Raw genomic sequence first — 15171 nt, forward strand, 5'->3', positions numbered from 1 at the left:
CCCCGGATCGGCCGGGTGGCGCCGCGCGGCCGACGGCGGTGGCGGTCAGTCGGCCAGGGCGGCGCGGACGGAGTCCGCGAGCGGGGTGGTGGAGCGGCCGAGCAGCGCGGGGAGGTCGCCGGTGACGGCGGCCAGCGCACCCTTGGAGACCTTGACGTCGGAGTCGACGAGCAGCGAGACGACAAAGTCGGGGAGCCCCGCGCCGGTCAGCACCTCGGCGTAGGCGTCGCCGCCGAGGTCGCGGTAGGCGACCTCCCGCCCGGAGACCCGGGCCGCCTCGGCGGCGAGCTCCGGCAGCGTCCAGGTCGAGTCACCGGTGAGCTCGTGGATGCGTCCCGCCTGGTCCTCGGAGGTGGCCACGATCGCGGCGGCCTCCGCCAGGTCGGAGCGGGAGGCCGAGGCGATACGGCCGTCGCCGGCCGCGCCCACGATCTCGCCGCGGGCCACGGAGTCGGCCAGTGCCGCCGTGTAGTTCTCGGTGTACCAGCCGTTGCGCAGCAGGACGGTGGGCAGGCCGGACTCGGCCAGGGCTCCCTCGGTGTCGCGGTGGACGCGTGCGAGGTCGAGGGTGTTGAAGTCCGCTCCGACGAGCGAGGTGTAGGCGACGAGACCGACCCGGGCCTCCCGGGCGGCTGTGACGACGGCGCGGTGCTGCACGATGCGCTGGTCGTCCGGCCCGGTGGAGGAGACGAACAGGAGCGTGTCGGTGCCGCGCAGCGCGGCGGGGAGCGTCTCGGGCCGGTCGTAGTCGGCCTGCCGCACCTCGACACCGCGCTCGGCGAGATCCGCCGCGCGTTCCGGGTCACGCACCACGGCGGCTATCCCGGCCGCCGGTACGTCACGGGCGAGCAGGTGCTCGATCGCGAGGCGGCCGAACTGACCGGTGGCACCGGTGACAGTGATCATCACGTACTTCCTTCGGTTCTGCGGTGCTGGGGCGACCGCGGGCGGGCCCCTGGGGGGACGTCGGTACGGCGGGCCGTACCGTGCACTACAGCGACCAACCTACGCCGTGAATTCCACAGTGCAAACTTTTCGAAAGTGCTGTCTTTCCGGCGGTACGATGGGGCGATGAGTGACACCCCCCGGGAACCGGCAGGCGTCCGCGTCATCCAGTCGAACGCGGAGGCGGCGACGGAGTCGGCGGAGCGGTTCGACGTCTTCGCCCGCGGCTGCCCCTCGCGCCCCGTACTGGAACACCTCACCGGGCGCTGGGGCGCACTGGTGATGGCGGCGCTGCGACAGGGCCCGGCCCGGTTCAACGCGCTGCGCCGCCGGGTGGACGGCGTCAGCGAGAAGATGCTCGCCCAGACGCTGCAGTCACTGGAACGTGACGGTTTCGTCCATCGCGAGGTGCACGCGGTCCTACCGCCCCGCGTCGAGTACCGGCTGACCGACCTGGGTCGGGAGACCGCGAGCAGGCTGCTCGCCCTGATCGGGCATCTGGAGGCCGAGATGCCGGCGGTGCTCGGTGCGCAGCAGCGCTACGACCACGCGCGTTCGGAGACGCCACCGGCCGACTCCCGCGCGTGAGCGCGCCCCGCGGCCGGCCGCTCACGACGAGCGGGGAGAGTCTGGCGCGGCGGCCCCCGGACGACGGCGGGCTCTCCACGGCCGTGGCCGTATCGCCGCGGCGCGTCGGTGGTCGTGGCGCGGGCAGTTCGGCTGGCGGGGGCGGTGAGCGGGTGCGGTGAGCCGCGCTCCGGGCCGGTGCGCGCTCCGGCCGTCACGGCCCGGCGGGGGGCCTTCCCGCTGCCGCGCCGGACCCCCGTGAGCCGCCGCGGGCGTAAGGCGCCTACGGGGACTGGCGGTCGCCGCCCTCGGAGCCGGGCGGCTCCGGATCGCCCGGGTCGGGGTCCGGGTCCGGGTCCGGCGAGGGGTCGGGGTCGGGGTCGGGCGGGGCGCCCGGGTCGCTCGGACCGGGGTCGGGCGCCTGCGGCCCCTGGCCCTCGATGGTGACGACCGCACCGGTGGGGGCCACGTTGATCCGGCCCTGCCAGTGGCCCGCCGGTTCGCGGTCACGGTCCACCGTCACCAGGAACGTGACCTGCTCCCCCGGGCGCAACGTGCCCGAGCTCTGCCCGAGCCGCAGCCACCCGGCGTCGGTCGAGGCGCGCCACTCCACCGGCGAACCGCCCGACGCGGTGAGGGTGACGCGCGTGCCGGACGAGGTGGCGACCGCCTCCACGGCGAGCCGCCCGGGGCCGGGCGAGGCGCTGTCGGAGGCGGGCGGCGAGGAGTCGTCGGGCGAGGGGTCCGGGTCGCCGTCCTCGCCGGGCTCTTCCTGCTCCCCGTCCTCCCGCCCGGACCGCTCCTGCGGTGCGGAGCCGTCCGGGGACGGCGCGCGCTCGGTCTCGCCCGAGGCGCCGGCGCGTCCGGCGTTCTCGTAGGGGTACTCGTACCGGTCACGGCCGGAGCGGTCGTCGTCCGCGGCGGCCGGGGCGCCGTGCGACTCCCCCGTCACGGGCGCGCTGCGGTACGCCGCCCACAGCGCCAGGGCCGGCGCGGCCAGCACGGTGGCGACCACCGTGGTCGTCACCGCACGGCTGCGCATCCGCTCACGGCGCGCGGCGCGGTCCCGCTCATCGAGCGGGAACCCGGAGCGGTCCACCTTGGGGGTGTGCTGCGCCCTGGCGCGGAGCGCGGTGGTCCGGGCGGCGTGCACCTCCGCCCGGGGCGCGGGCAGCACGGTCAGCCGGTCGGCGGCGACCGGGGCGGTGCCCGGCCACCCGTTGCCGGCCAGAGCGCGCTGCGCGCTGCGACGGCAGACTGGGCACTCGTCGACGTGCCGCACCAGCTCGCGCCGGAGGCCGGGCGCCATCAGCAGGCGGTCCTGACCGGTGAGGACGCTTACCACAGGGCAGCCGCCCGCCTCCACCGCCGCCAGGGCGCCGCGAGCGCGCTCCACCTCGCAGGCACCGCTGGTCAGCAACGCACGTGCGTCGTCCTCGGACCGCCGCAGCACCCGGCCCACCTCCGCGGGGGCGAGCTGGTGGCGGACCGTCAGCTCCAGCGCCTCGCGCTGCTCGGGGACGGTACCGGCTGCCTCGGGCCAGGCGAGCGAGGCAAGTTCACGGCGCCGCTCGTCGGCGCCCGGGGACACGACCCGGGGCACGACGGGGGCGTACCCCTCGCGGTCCCGCTGCTCCCCGAGGCGCCGGAGGCAGCTGCGCCGTGCCAGGGCGTAGAGCCAGGCGCGGTGGAGGTCGCGGGAGGCGGGGCGCCTGCCGTGGCCGTGGAGCCGCTCCGCGTGCGCCAGGGCCTCGCCCAGCGCGTCGATGGCCGAGCCGTGCTCGCACATCACCGACAGGCAGTAGGTGAACAGCCCGTCGAGGTAGGCGTCGTCGTACGCCTGCCCGGGGCGGCGCCCGTGGTCGGCGGACGGACCACGGCGCGCGCGGGAGCTGTGGGCGTGCCGGGAACGCTCGCGGCTGCTGGACATCACCCTTGCGACGCTAGGCGCCCCATGGGCCCGCACCGCCCCGCACGGCACAAGGTTCCACCTATCGGGTGACGGATTGTGGCTGCTTCGACACGGGACGCGGGCCCGGGGCGGCCGTGGGCGGGGCGCGGCCGAAGGTGCGGGCCACGCCTCCGACCGCGGGTGCGGTGCCCGTGGGGACAGGTCGCAAACCCGTGCGCGCCGGGCGCAGGCGCTGCCGACCACCGAGCGGTGACGTGCCCTGTACGGCGCGCGCAACTTCGCGCACGCCCCTCGCGCGGCCCGGGGGCGGTCCCCCAGGGCGGTCGCCCAGGGCGGTCACCCAGGGCGGTCGCGACCGCGCGAACGCGAGGAGCCCGGCGGTGCGCGGGGCCCCGCCGTGCGCCGCGGACGACCCGCTGTCGCGCTCCACGGGTGGGCGCACACGGAGCGCGACAGCGGTCGCGGGTGGCGGCCCGGTGCGGTGTCGGCGGCTGCCGGTACGGTCTGGGCATGGCACGTAAAGCAGACCGCCCCAGCTACCGGTGCAGCGAGTGCGGTTGGACCACCGTCAAGTGGCTCGGCCGCTGCTCCGAGTGCCAGGCGTGGGGCACGGTCGAGGAGGTCGGCGGCGGCACCGCGGCGGTGCGTACCACGGCGGCGGCCCGTGTGGCGAAGCCCGCGGTGCCGATCGGGCAGGTCGACACTCGCCGGGCGTCGGCGCGTTCCACCGGCGTGCCCGAGCTGGACCGGGTGCTCGGCGGGGGGCTCGTGCCGGGCGCGGTGGTGCTCCTCGCTGGCGAGCCGGGCGTCGGCAAGTCCACGCTGCTGCTGGACGTGGCCGCCAAGGCGGCCTCGGCGGAGACACCCACGCTGTACGTCACCGGCGAGGAGTCGGCCGGCCAGGTCCGGCTGCGGGCCGACCGTATCAACGCCATCGACGACCACCTCTACCTCGCCGCCGAGACCGATCTCTCCGCGGTGCTGGGCCAGTTGGACGTGGTGAAGCCCGCGCTGCTGGTCATGGACTCGGTGCAGACGGTCGCCTCGCCCGAACTGGACGGCGCGCCAGGCGGTGTGGCGCAGGTCCGTGAGGTCGCCGCGGCGCTCATCCGGGAGTCCAAGGAGCGGGGGATGGCGACGCTGCTGGTGGGCCACGTCACCAAGGACGGCTCGATCGCCGGGCCGCGGCTGCTCGAACACCTGGTCGACGTGGTGCTGCACTTCGAGGGCGACCGGCACAATCGGCTGCGGCTGGTCCGCGGGGTGAAGAACCGCTACGGCGCCACCGACGAGGTCGGCTGCTTCGAGCTGCACGACGCGGGGATCACCTCGCTGGCCGACCCGTCCGGGCTGTTCCTGACACGCCGGTCCGAGCCGGTGCCGGGAACCTGCCTCACGGTAGCGCTGGAGGGGCGGCGACCGCTGGTCGCGGAGGTCCAGTCGCTGACCGTGGACAGCCAGATCCCCTCCCCACGCCGTACGACCTCCGGGCTGGAGACATCCCGCGTCTCGATGATGCTGGCGGTGCTGGAGCAGCGCGGCCGGATCACGGCGCTGGGCAAGAACGACATCTACACGGCGACGGTCGGCGGCGTGCGGCTGACGGAGCCGGCCGCCGACCTCGCGGTGGCGTTGGCGCTGGCCAGCGCGGCGAGCGACGTCCCACTGCCGAAGAACCTGGTGGCCGTGGGCGAGGTGGGGCTGGCGGGCGAGGTACGCCGGGTGACGGGGGTGCAGCGGCGGCTGGCGGAAGCGGCCCGGCTGGGCTTCACCCACGCGCTGGCTCCGGCGGACTCCGGGGAGACACCGCCCGGTATGCGGGTGCTGGAGGTGGCCGACATCGGCGAGGCGCTGCGGGTGCTGCCGACGGGTCGCGGCGCGGCCCGTGCGGCGCGCGGCGGCACCGCGCGGCGGGAGTCAGGGCAGGCCGAGGAATCGCGCCGGTAGACTCCTGTCGCACTGAACGAGATGACCGGAGGAGTGCATGGCAGGCAGCGACCGGCCGGCAGGACCGGTGCGATCCGGTGCGGAGGGGCTGCTGCGTTCGTCGCTGAGCGCCGTCGCACCGGGCACCCAGCTGCGTGACGGCCTGGAGCGTGTCCTCCGCGGCAACACGGGCGGGCTCATCCTGCTCGGATTCGACGACACCGTGGAGACGCTGTGCTCCGGCGGTTTCGTCCTCGACGTGGAGTTCACCGCGACGCGGCTGCGCGAGCTGTGCAAGCTCGACGGCGCGGTGGTGATCGACCCGGTCAGCGCGAAGATTGTCCGGGCCGGCGTCCAGTTGGTGCCCGATTCCTCGATCCCGACGGAGGAGACCGGCACCCGGCACCGCACGGCGCAGCGCGTCTCGATCCAGACCGGCTTCCCCGTGGTGTCGGTCAGCCAGTCGATGCGGCTGATCGCCCTCTACCTGGAGGGTCAGCGGCGCGTCCTGGAGGACTCGGGCGCCATCCTCTCCCGCGCCAACCAGGCGCTGGCCACGCTTGAGCGGTACAAGCTCCGCCTGGACGAGGTCGCGGGAACGCTCTCCGCGCTGGAGATCGAGGACCTGGTCACCGTCCGGGACGTCGCGGCGGTGGCGCAGCGGTTGGAGATGGTCCGCCGCATCGCCACGGAGATCGCCGAGTACGTGGTGGAGCTGGGCACGGACGGGCGGCTGCTCTCCCTCCAGCTCGACGAGCTGATCGCGGGCGTGGAGCCGGAGCGGCAGCTGATCGTCCGGGACTACCTCCCCGAGACCGGGGGGAAACGGTCCCGCAAGGTCTCCGCGGCCCTCGCCGACCTGGACGCGCTGACCCACCCGGGGCTGCTGGAGCTGACGATGGTGGCGCGGGCGCTGGGCTACGGCTCGTCGCCGGAGACGCTGGACAGCGCGGTCTCACCGCGCGGCTTCCGGCTGCTGGCCAAGGTGCCGCGGCTGCCGGGCACCGTCATCGACCGGCTGGTGGACCACTTCGGCGGGCTGCAGAAGCTGCTCGCGGCGAGCGTGGACGACCTCCAGGCAGTGGACGGCGTCGGGGAGACCCGGGCGCGGTCGGTGCGGGAGGGGCTGTCCCGCCTCGCGGAGTCGTCGATCCTGGAGCGGTACGTCTGACGACGGCGCCGCGCGGAGCCGCGGCGGTTCGACGGCGGGGCCGGGTGCTTGCGGGAGCTCTGCTCCCCCGGGCACCCGGCCCCGCCGTCGTGTCCGGCGGATTGGCTGAAGTAGCGCCCCTGCCTCGTCCCTGGAAGCCCCCTGCCCGAGCCCGGGAGGGCGGCTGGGCGGACGCCGGGCCACAGCGTGGCGGGGTGGTCCACCGCCGGCCGGCGAGGTCGGCAGCTGCCCGCCCCCGACCCCGGAGCATCCCGCCTGAACTGGCCTTTTACCGTTCCTGCTCTAGGATCGAGCACGGTGGAAGGAGGCCGGATGGACCGGACCGTACGGACCGTCGAGGATGTCTTCGCGCTCCTGGACGGGCTCTTCGCCTCCCAGCCGGAGACCGGCCGTCTGGCAACGGGCGACGGCAGGGACTTCTGGGACCGCTTCTACGCCGACCGGTCCCAGCCGGTCCCGTTCTTCGTGTCGAAGCCGGACGAGAACCTGGCCTCCCACCTCGACCGTGGGCTGATCACGCCGGGCCGCGCCCTGGACCTGGGGTGCGGCGCGGGACGCAACGCGCTGTACCTCGCGTCGCACGGCTTCGAGGTGGACGCGGTCGACCTCTCCCCCGTGGCGGTCGCCTGGGCCGAGGACCGGGCGCGCCGCGCCGGCGTCGACGTCCGCCTGCTGTGCGGTGACGTTTTCACGCTCCCCGCCACCGCACTGAGCGGCCCCTACGACCTGGTGGTCGATTCGGGCTGCTTCCATCACCTGCCGCCGCACCGCCGCGTCAGCTACCTGGCTCTTCTCGACCGGGTCCTCGCCCCCGGCGGCCACCTCGCGCTCACCAGCTTCGCCGCCGGGGAGCAGGGGATGGGGTCGGAACTCGGCGACGCGGACATCTACCGCGAACGTGCGCTGCGGGGTGGCCTCGCCTACTCGCCGGATTCGCTGCGACAGATCTTCTCCGACCTGACGGAGGTGGAACTGCGGCGCATGCGGCAGCAACCGGCCGAGTCGGCGCTGTTCGGCGTGGGTTTCCTGTGGACCGCGTTGTTCCGCCGGGTCGCGGCAGCGGCGGAGCGCACCTAGCCTCCGCCCGGCGCTCTCCGGGCTCGCTTCGACGTCGCTGTTCCGCCGGACGACGTGGCGACAGCTGGCGCCGCACCGCAGCTCAGCGCGAGCCGAACCGTGTCCGACCGGTGCTAGTCCTCGTCCATGCGGAAGGTCGTGCGGATGATGTCGAACCCGGTGAGGTCGGCCTCGGCGAGGTAGGTGCCGGTGGGGGCGGTCTCCTGGGCCGGACCCTCGCAGGCGTCGCTGCTGGAGTAGCGGCCGTCCCACTCCACGACGTGGTTGACGCCGTCGCCGGCGGGGACCTCGCGCAGGAGGGCTCCGGCGCCGGTCGGGCAGTGGGCGGAGGTCCAGACGTTGTCGTCGTCGGTGGTGAGCCGGACGGTCAGTGCCTCGTGGCCGACGTCGACCCGGCAGGGCGAGCCGGACTCGTTGCGGACCGTGAGCCGGATGCTCGGCTTCTCGCCCGGGGCGTAGGCGTTGGCGTCGCTGCGCAGTGACGCGGTGACGCCGTCGATGCCGGCGCACTCGGCCAGGGTCGCGATGCGGGAGGCGTCGGCCGCGTCGCCGTCGACGCCGCCGTTGGCGGCGTCGGTGTCGCCCGCGCCCTCGTCGCTGCTGCCGCCGTCCTCGCCGGTGCCGTCCTCGCCACCGTCTCCGGAGCCGCCGCCCGCGGCGTCGGCCTCGTCGGAGTCACCGCTGCCGCCGTTCTCGGCGTCGTCGTCCTCGTCGTCCTCGGAGTCGTCGCCACCACCGCCGCCACCGGGGCGCTGGTCGATGTGGTCGTCGGTGTCCGTGTCACCCGGGGTGATCGACGGGGCCGGCCCCCCGCCCGCGCCGTCGTCGCTCGATCCGCCTGCCGGGCCGGCCCCGAGGCCGCGTAGCGCGACCCAGGACATCACCCCCAGCAGGACCAACACGAGCAGCACAACTACCCTTCGCCGCCAGTAGATCGAGGAAGGGAGCGGGCCGATCGGATTGCGCAGAGATCCCACGCGCAAACTCTACGACGCCGGGCCGTAGATGAAGCGTTCGACCACCGCGTGCCGCGCGTCGATCACGGGCAATGTGCGCGCCGTCGTGCAACGGCGCGCCCTCGGTCACCTTGCGCGCCCGCCCGCCCTCCTTTCGGGGGCCGTCGCGCGCAACCCGGCGCGGGCCGTTCACCACGACGCCGCGGACGTGCCAGGATCGGTGTGCCATGACTGCGATGAGTACCAGCCCCGTGGAAACCGTCCCCAGTGCCGGTGACACCGTTCCCGGCCCCCGACCCGCCGACCTGCACGCGCCGGTCATCGACTGGTTCGGCGAGAACGCCCGCGACCTGCCCTGGCGCCGCCCGGAGGCCGGCGCGTGGGGCGTCATGGTCAGCGAGTTCATGCTCCAGCAGACACCCGTCAGCCGTGTGCTCCCGATCTACGAGGAGTGGATGCGCCGCTGGCCGACCCCCGGCGACCTCGCCGCCGAGTCGACCGGCGAGGCGGTCCGCGCCTGGGGCCGCCTCGGCTACCCGCGCCGCGCACTCCGGCTGCACGCGGCTGCCGCCGCCATAGCGGAACGGTACGAGGGCCAGGTGCCCGCCGACCACCACCTGCTGCTCGCCCTGCCGGGCGTCGGCGAGTACACCGCGGCGGCGGTCGCCTCCTTCGCCTACGGGCAGCGCCACGCGGTGCTCGACACCAACGTGCGGCGGGTCTTCGCCCGCGCGGCGGGCGGCAGCCAGTACCCACCCAACGCAACGACCGCCGCCGAGCGGCGGCTGGCCCGGGCGATGCTGCCGGAGGAGCCCGCGACCGCGGCCCGGTGGGCCGCCGCCACGATGGAGCTCGGCGCCCTGGTCTGCACCGCCCGCAAGCCCGACTGCTCGGCCTGCCCGATCGCGGACCAGTGCGCCTGGCGCCGCGCGGGTACCCCGGCCCACGACGGCCCGGAGCGGCGCGGCCAGACGTACGCCGGTACGGACCGCCAGGTCCGCGGCAAGCTGCTCGCCGTGCTGCGGGAGTCGATCGACCCGGTCAGCCGGGCCACGCTGGACCAGGTGTGGAACAAGCCGGAGCAGCGCAACCGGGCGCTGCGGGGGCTGCTGACCGACGGCCTGGTCGAGCGGCTGCCCGACGGGACCTACCGGCTGCCCGGCGCCTGACGCCGGGCCGGTCGCACCACGCCGCCGTCCGGGCCTCCCGGCCGGTACGGCGGCGTGGTCGACCGTCGCCCCCGGCCCGTGCGGGCCGGGACGGCCCGGCTCAGCGGCTGCCGGGCGCGGAGATCGTCCAGACCACCATGGCCACATCGCTCTCGCGGGCACCGCCCGCCGAGCGGTAGGTCCGCAACGCGGGCTCGTTGCCCGTCTCCAACGGCACCCACATCCCGCCGCAGCCGCGTTCCCGCGCGGTGCGCAGCAGTTCACGCACCAGCACGGTGCCGACTCCCCGCCGGCGGTGCTCCTCGTCCACCCCGAGTTCGTGGAGCAGCATCTCCGTGCCCTTGTCGGGGTGGGTGATCTCCATGCCGCTGACCATCCCCACCGGGGAGTTGTCCGCGTAGGCGAAGAGCAGATGGTGGTTGCGCTCGGCGAGGAACCGCTCGGCCCACGCGGCGCGCACCGGGTGGTCGAAGAGCGCGGAGGCGGCCATGATCTCCTCCTCGGAGGCTGCCGCCCGCACCTCGACCTCGGCACCGGCCCGCGTGGTGGGCCACGGGTCCCTCTCCAGCTGCATCTCGGCCCGTAGCGCCTCTACCTCGACCATCGCGTCGCCTCCGTGTCCGCCGTCGGTGCTTTCCGCCTGTCCCTGTCAGCGTAGGCACGTATCGCGCGGTGCGGCACGGGCGCGGCCCGCCCCGGTGCGTCGCAACGCCCGCGAGTGACGGCCCGGTTGCCCTAGGCTCAACGCTCGCGGGGTGGACGGGCCGGGAGGGGGCCGGATGGACGGCGGAATGATCGGGCTGCGGCTGGCGTCGGCGGTGGTCGCGCCGCTGCTGAAGAAGCTGGTGCGGCGCAGCGAGCCGGGGGCGGGGCTGGCGGAGGGGCCGGTACGGATCGGTTCGCTGCTGGTGGTCGGAGCGGAACGGGACGCGGTGAGCGCCGGCGAGTTGCGCAAGCCGGTGGCGGAGCTGGTGGACCGCGCCGCGCGGGCTGCCGGGCCGCACGAGGCGCCGGACGCGGAGGTCCGAGCGGAGCTGAGCGAGGCGCTGCTGCGGTCGCTGACGGCGCTGGGCGAGCTGGAGATGGACGACGTGCAGGCCGTCTCGCTCGGCCCGGAGGAACTGGCGCGGCGGGTGCGGCGGCCGGGAGACCTCTCGGCGGCGGCCGACGTGCTGTACGAGCCGGTGCTGCTCTCGGTCTGCACCCACCTGATCGACCACTTCACGCGGCGCTCCACCTTTGTCGCCCGCACCCTGGTGGAGCAGACCCGCCAGGCGCGGGCGTTGGTGGACCGGCTCGACGTCCTGGCCGAACGGCTGCCGTCGCGGACCGCGGCGGATGCCGCGTTCGAGGAGCGCTACGCCCGCTGGGTCGTCGACACCCACGACCACGTCACCATCCACGGCATCGACGTGGGCGACCGCTGGCCGCTGGACGACGCCTACCTGAGCCTGGAGACCACCACCACCGGGCAAGACCCCGGCGGAGTGGAGGACGAGCTGGGCGGGGCGCGCGCCGCGCCGCAGCGGGCGGAGGCGGCGCTGCGCGACCTGGACCGGGCGCTGCTGCGGGGCGGCGCCGGCTCCGGCAAGACCACGCTGGTGCAGTGGCTGGCCGTCCTCGCGGCCCGGCAGCGGGGCGGCGCCGGGGCGCTGGACCTCCGGCTCGCCGGACGGGTGCCGCTGGTGCTGCCGCTCCGGCGGCTGACCCGGCGCGGTGCGGCCCTCCCCCGCCCGGCCGACATCCCGGCGGCGATCGACTGCCCGCACTCCCCGCCGGAGGGCTGGGTGGAGCGGGTGCTGAACGCCGGGCGGGGGCTGCTGCTCGTGGACGGGATCGACGAGGTGCCGGAGAGCGAACGCGGTGACGTGCGCCAGTGGCTGGTGTCGCTGGTGCGGGCGTTCCCGGACTGCCTGTGGCTGGTGACCGCCCGGCCCTCGGCGGTCGGGCACGACTGGCTGGCCGACGCCGGGTTCGGCGACCTCTCGCTGGCCCCGATGAGCGGCACCGATACCGAGACCTTCGTCCGGCGCTGGCACACTGCGGCGCGGCTGCCCGAGCAGTCCGCGGGAGATCTCCTCGACGCGCTGCACCGCCGCCCCGACCTCTCCCGGCTCGCCACCAACCCGCTGATGTGCGGGCTGATCTGCGCCCTCCACCACACCCGCCACGGCTACCTGCCGCGCGGTCGCGAGGCGCTGTACCAGGCGGCGTTGCAGATGCTGCTGGAACGCCGCGACCAGGAGCGGCGAGTGCGGGCGGGGGTCGAGCTTGACGCCGCCACCCAGATCCTGCTGCTGCAACGCCTGGCGTACTGGCTGATCCGCAACGAACGGGCGGAGATGGAACGCGAGGACGCCGTCGACGTGCTCGCCGACGCACTGCCCGGCATGCCCGCACTCGCGGACACGGCGGACGCAGCACAGCTCTACCGCTTCCTGCTGGAACGCTCGGGGCTGCTGCGTGAACCCGCCGACGGGGTGGTCGACTTCGTCCACCGCACCTTCCAGGACTACCTCGCCGCCAAGGCCGCGATCGAGGCGCGAGACATCCCGTGGCTGGTGCGGCAGGCGCACAAGGACCAGTTCGAGGACGTCATCCGCATGGCCGTCGCCCACGGCCGCCCGGGAGAACGCGACCGGCTGCTGCGGCAGTTGGTCAAGCGCGGCGACACCGTGCGGCGCCACCGCATCCGGCTCCACCTGCTGGCCGTCGCCTGCCTGGAGCACGCGGCGGAGCTGTCCCCGGAGGTACGCGACCTGGTCCGCGAACGCGCCCGGCAGTACCTGCCGCCGCGCTGCAAGGAGGAAGCGGAGGCACTCGCCCAGGCCGGCCCGATCATCCTCGACCTGCTGCCGGGGCCGGAGGGACTGACGGAGGACGAGCAGGTGGCGACCGTGCGGACCGTAACCGCACTCGGCGGAACGGACCACGCGCTGTCCGTCCTGCGCCGGCACCGTGCGACGCCGGCAGTCGCTCAACAACTCGCCGACGCTTGGGACCTCTTCGACACCGATCGCTACTACGAGGAGGTGGTGCGGCACCTGGCGCCCGCTGGTCTCACCTGGTGGGGTAGGAACAACCGAATGGTCGAGCTCTCCGCCGACCTGTCCGGACCACGAGGTGTGACGGACTCGTCCTACATTCCGCTGACCCGGATCGCCGACTTCCTCAATCGCCACTCCGTTGCCATGCTGGATCTTCGCGGGGCGGTAACGGCAACCCTCCCCTGGCTGCGCGGCACCACCTCGCTGGAGTCGCTGATCCTGTGCGAGACGTCATCGTTCGAGGGCTCCGAAGTGCTGCGGGAACTCGATCTCAATTACCTTCAGTTGCAGCGGTGGGGCCCAGACCCCTTCGGGCGCCGAGTCTTCGAGGAACTGTCGGGGCTTGAGACGGTTACGCAGTTGGCGTTCCTGAACGATGTGCCTCTCCGGTCTCTCGACCAGTTGCCGTCGCCACCCCTCCTGCGCTACCTCAGGCTGCCGGACCATCCGCCGCCGCTGGACGGCATCGGCGCGCTGACAGGTCTGGAGCATCTCAGCGTGTGGGGTAGTGAACGGGCTGTGTCTCACGAGGAGCTTCGGGCGATCGCGACCCTTCGGCAACTTACCGACATCGACCTGGGAAACCGCGAAGTGCTCACGTTCGCCCAGGAGAGCCTGAGCCTTCCCACCGTGAAGCGAGCCAGTCTGCTGAAGCGCATGGACAGTGCGCCCGCAGCCAACGTGTCCGCCGTCGCAGAGGTGTTTCCGCAGCTCGAGTCTCTGCACTTCGGTTACGGTCTGCTCCCCGAGGACCTGAGCCCGCTGCGCGATCTTCCCCGCCTCCGCTCGGTGCGCTGCTCCGCGCCTCACCCCGGCACCGGGCTGCCGGAGGGGGTGGAGTTCTCCGCGCCGCCGGCGCCGCGCTACTGAGGGGGCGGGGTGTCGCGGTGGCTGAGGACGTTGACGACCTTTCCGTTGGGGTCGCGGACGAAGAAGCGGCGGACGCCCCACTCCTCGTCGCGAAGCTCCCGGACGATCTCCGCGCCGGACCCCCGCATCACGGCGTGTACGGCGTCCACGTCCGCGACCTCGACGGAGATGTCGGCGGCGACGGGCGCGGTGCGGTCCTCGGTGCCGAAGGTGATCTGTGCGGTGGGGTTGCTGGGCGAGGCCATGGTCATGACCCAGCCGAGGTCCATGACCGGCTCCAGTCCGAGCCGCCGGTAGAAGGCGCGGGAGGCGGCCATCCCCTCCGGGGTGGTCGGGATGTCGGGCACCACGCGGCGCACGGTCATGGGCGAACCTCCGAGCGGTGGGGCCGGGGCGGGACGTGCCCGGCCAGGATCGCCGCCGGCACCCGTTCCGGGCGCGCCGACACCCCGCGCGGAGCTCGAACGGTGCGCGGTGTCACCGGCACGGAGCCTGCCCGCGACGACAGAAGGGCGCCCCGGGGAGGCGGGGGTCAGTCGGTTGCGGTCCGGCGGGCGTGGCAGCCGCGGAGGTGGTCGTCGACCAGGCCGCACGCCTGCATCAGCGCGTAGGCGGTCGTCGGACCGACGAACCGGATGCCTCGGCTCTTGAGCGCCTTGGCGAGGTCGAACGACTCCCGGGTGGTCGCGGGAACGTCCCCGAGGTGCTCGGGGGCCGGGCGGGGCGTGGGGGCGTGGGACCAGATCAGCTCGGTCAGCTCGCCGGGCGCCCACTGCGCCAGGACCCGCGCGTTGGCCAGGGTGGCGGCGACCTTGGCGCGGTTGCGGATGATGCCGGGGTCGGCGAGCAGCCGGGCCTCGTCCTCGTCGCTGTACCGCGCGACCTCGGCGACACGGAAGCCGTGGAAGGCGGCGCGGAAGCCCTCCCGGCGCCGCAGGATGGTCAGCCACGAGAGCCCCGATTGAAACGCCTCCAGCGTGAGCCGTTCGAAGAGGGCGTCGTCACCCCGGACCGGCCGCCCCCACTCCTCGTCGTGGTACGTGCGGTAGTCGGCGTGGGGACCGGCGCCCCACGGGCAGCGGCGGAGGCCGTCCGGGCCCGTCACGGGACCCTGGAGGTCCGCCGCCACGGGCTGCGCCTTCGTCTCGGCGCCCGATCCCGCTGTGGTGATGTCGTCCATAACGGGAAGTGTGCACCACACGTGCGACAAACGGCCCCGCGAGGGTGCGCAGCCGTTCAGGGAACCTCACGCAGGTAGAGCGCGCCGCAGGTGTGGCACATCATCGACGGGTCGTCGCCCCAGTCGCCGTCGGGGCGGCTCGCGGCGTCGGTGCGGAGGATCTTGCCGCACATCGCGGTGGAGACGCCCGCACGGACCATGTGCCAGCTGCGCACACGGTCCGGGTCCTCCTCGGTGTACTCCGCACGCATGGTGTGTTCCATGACGGCACCACCTTGTCGTCGGCCGGCCGGTGGGTCTGGGGTTCCATGGTGCGCCGACGCCCGGCGGCCCGCCAGCGGGGGCGGGCCG

At 74.3% G+C, this 15171-nt stretch carries 13 protein-coding genes; 6 read left to right on the forward strand and 7 right to left on the reverse strand.

The features are described 5' to 3' along the window. Positions 1-45 precede the first annotated feature (45 nt). On the reverse strand, positions 46-906 hold the full coding sequence (locus HCJ92_RS14965) for an SDR family oxidoreductase (RefSeq protein ID WP_167934086.1): 861 nt from the start codon (positions 904-906) through the stop codon (positions 46-48). 165 nt (positions 907-1071) lie between these two features. Here HCJ92_RS14965 and HCJ92_RS14970 point away from each other — a divergent pair, with 165 nt between their 5' ends. Continuing rightward, positions 1072-1533 (forward strand): winged helix-turn-helix transcriptional regulator, encoded by a 462-nt coding sequence (locus HCJ92_RS14970; protein ID WP_167934087.1) that lies wholly within the window; start codon positions 1072-1074, stop codon positions 1531-1533. A 262-nt stretch (positions 1534-1795) separates the two neighbouring features. On the opposite strand, the gene HCJ92_RS14975 is transcribed toward HCJ92_RS14970, so the two are convergent. Further along, on the reverse strand, positions 1796-3442 hold the full coding sequence (locus HCJ92_RS14975; protein ID WP_245240887.1) for a BACON domain-containing protein: 1647 nt from the start codon (positions 3440-3442) through the stop codon (positions 1796-1798). Between the two features lie 492 nt (positions 3443-3934). Here HCJ92_RS14975 and radA point away from each other — a divergent pair, with 492 nt between their 5' ends. From radA to HCJ92_RS14990, 3 genes are all read left to right on the forward strand, one after another. Further along, complete coding sequence (gene radA, locus HCJ92_RS14980; protein ID WP_167934089.1) at positions 3935-5371, forward strand: DNA repair protein RadA; 1437 nt, start codon at positions 3935-3937, stop codon at positions 5369-5371. A 37-nt stretch (positions 5372-5408) separates the two neighbouring features. Next, positions 5409-6521, forward strand: coding sequence for a DNA integrity scanning diadenylate cyclase DisA (gene disA / locus HCJ92_RS14985; protein ID WP_167934090.1), 1113 nt, complete (start codon positions 5409-5411; stop codon positions 6519-6521). A 312-nt stretch (positions 6522-6833) separates the two neighbouring features. Further along, positions 6834-7598: a class I SAM-dependent methyltransferase gene (locus tag HCJ92_RS14990; RefSeq protein ID WP_167934091.1), complete on the forward strand. Its 765-nt coding sequence runs from the start codon at positions 6834-6836 to the stop codon at positions 7596-7598. Between the two features lie 113 nt (positions 7599-7711). Here the strand turns inward: HCJ92_RS14990 and HCJ92_RS14995 are convergent, their stop codons facing one another. Further along, the gene (locus tag HCJ92_RS14995) at positions 7712-8509 is read right to left on the reverse strand and encodes a hypothetical protein (protein ID WP_167934092.1); all 798 of its coding nucleotides are present in this window, start codon (positions 8507-8509) and stop codon (positions 7712-7714) included. Positions 8510-8781: 272 nt separating this feature from the next. On the opposite strand from HCJ92_RS14995, the gene HCJ92_RS15000 reads away from it, so the two are divergent. After that, entirely contained in the window at positions 8782-9723 is a 942-nt protein-coding gene (locus tag HCJ92_RS15000) for an HhH-GPD family protein (RefSeq protein WP_209311146.1), read from the forward strand. Between the two features lie 100 nt (positions 9724-9823). Here HCJ92_RS15000 and HCJ92_RS15005 read toward each other — a convergent pair whose 3' ends face one another. After that, on the reverse strand, positions 9824-10327 hold the full coding sequence (locus HCJ92_RS15005) for a GNAT family N-acetyltransferase (protein ID WP_275942302.1): 504 nt from the start codon (positions 10325-10327) through the stop codon (positions 9824-9826). A 175-nt stretch (positions 10328-10502) separates the two neighbouring features. On the opposite strand from HCJ92_RS15005, the gene HCJ92_RS15010 reads away from it, so the two are divergent. Continuing rightward, complete coding sequence (locus HCJ92_RS15010) at positions 10503-13640, forward strand: NACHT domain-containing protein (protein ID WP_167934094.1); 3138 nt, start codon at positions 10503-10505, stop codon at positions 13638-13640. On the opposite strand, the gene HCJ92_RS15015 is transcribed toward HCJ92_RS15010, so the two are convergent. The 3 genes from HCJ92_RS15015 to HCJ92_RS15025 all read right to left on the reverse strand — a co-directional run bounded on the left by HCJ92_RS15015 (position 13634) and on the right by HCJ92_RS15025 (position 15083). Beyond that, positions 13634-14005 carry a VOC family protein gene (locus HCJ92_RS15015; protein ID WP_167934095.1) on the reverse strand — a complete coding sequence of 124 codons (372 nt, stop codon included), beginning with the start codon at positions 14003-14005 and terminating at the stop codon, positions 13634-13636. The genes HCJ92_RS15010 and HCJ92_RS15015 overlap by 7 nt on opposite strands. Before the next feature lie 167 nt (positions 14006-14172). After that, positions 14173-14820 carry a DNA-3-methyladenine glycosylase I gene (locus HCJ92_RS15020; protein ID WP_167934096.1) on the reverse strand — a complete coding sequence of 216 codons (648 nt, stop codon included), beginning with the start codon at positions 14818-14820 and terminating at the stop codon, positions 14173-14175. A 56-nt stretch (positions 14821-14876) separates the two neighbouring features. After that, positions 14877-15083 (reverse strand): hypothetical protein, encoded by a 207-nt coding sequence (locus tag HCJ92_RS15025; protein WP_167934097.1) that lies wholly within the window; start codon positions 15081-15083, stop codon positions 14877-14879. Between the last annotated feature and the right edge of the window lie 88 nt (positions 15084-15171).

Origin of the sequence: Streptomyces spiramenti, assembly GCF_012034385.1 — a bacterium.
Taxonomy (GTDB): Bacteria; Actinomycetota; Actinomycetes; order Streptomycetales; family Streptomycetaceae; genus Streptomyces; species Streptomyces spiramenti.

Coding starts and splice junctions, on each gene's coding strand:
- HCJ92_RS14965 (WP_167934086.1), bottom strand. CDS start 906: ATGATCACTGTCACCGGTGCCACCGGTCAGTTCGGCCGCCTCGCGATC.
- HCJ92_RS14970 (WP_167934087.1), top strand. CDS start 1,072: ATGAGTGACACCCCCCGGGAACCGGCAGGCGTCCGCGTCATCCAGTCG.
- HCJ92_RS14975 (WP_245240887.1), bottom strand. CDS start 3,442: ATGTCCAGCAGCCGCGAGCGTTCCCGGCACGCCCACAGCTCCCGCGCG.
- radA (WP_167934089.1), top strand. CDS start 3,935: ATGGCACGTAAAGCAGACCGCCCCAGCTACCGGTGCAGCGAGTGCGGT.
- disA (WP_167934090.1), top strand. CDS start 5,409: ATGGCAGGCAGCGACCGGCCGGCAGGACCGGTGCGATCCGGTGCGGAG.
- HCJ92_RS14990 (WP_167934091.1), top strand. CDS start 6,834: ATGGACCGGACCGTACGGACCGTCGAGGATGTCTTCGCGCTCCTGGAC.
- HCJ92_RS15000 (WP_209311146.1), top strand. CDS start 8,782: ATGACTGCGATGAGTACCAGCCCCGTGGAAACCGTCCCCAGTGCCGGT.
- HCJ92_RS15005 (WP_275942302.1), bottom strand. CDS start 10,327: ATGGTCGAGGTAGAGGCGCTACGGGCCGAGATGCAGCTGGAGAGGGAC.
- HCJ92_RS15010 (WP_167934094.1), top strand. CDS start 10,503: ATGGACGGCGGAATGATCGGGCTGCGGCTGGCGTCGGCGGTGGTCGCG.
- HCJ92_RS15015 (WP_167934095.1), bottom strand. CDS start 14,005: ATGACCGTGCGCCGCGTGGTGCCCGACATCCCGACCACCCCGGAGGGG.
- HCJ92_RS15020 (WP_167934096.1), bottom strand. CDS start 14,820: ATGGACGACATCACCACAGCGGGATCGGGCGCCGAGACGAAGGCGCAG.
- HCJ92_RS15025 (WP_167934097.1), bottom strand. CDS start 15,083: ATGGAACACACCATGCGTGCGGAGTACACCGAGGAGGACCCGGACCGT.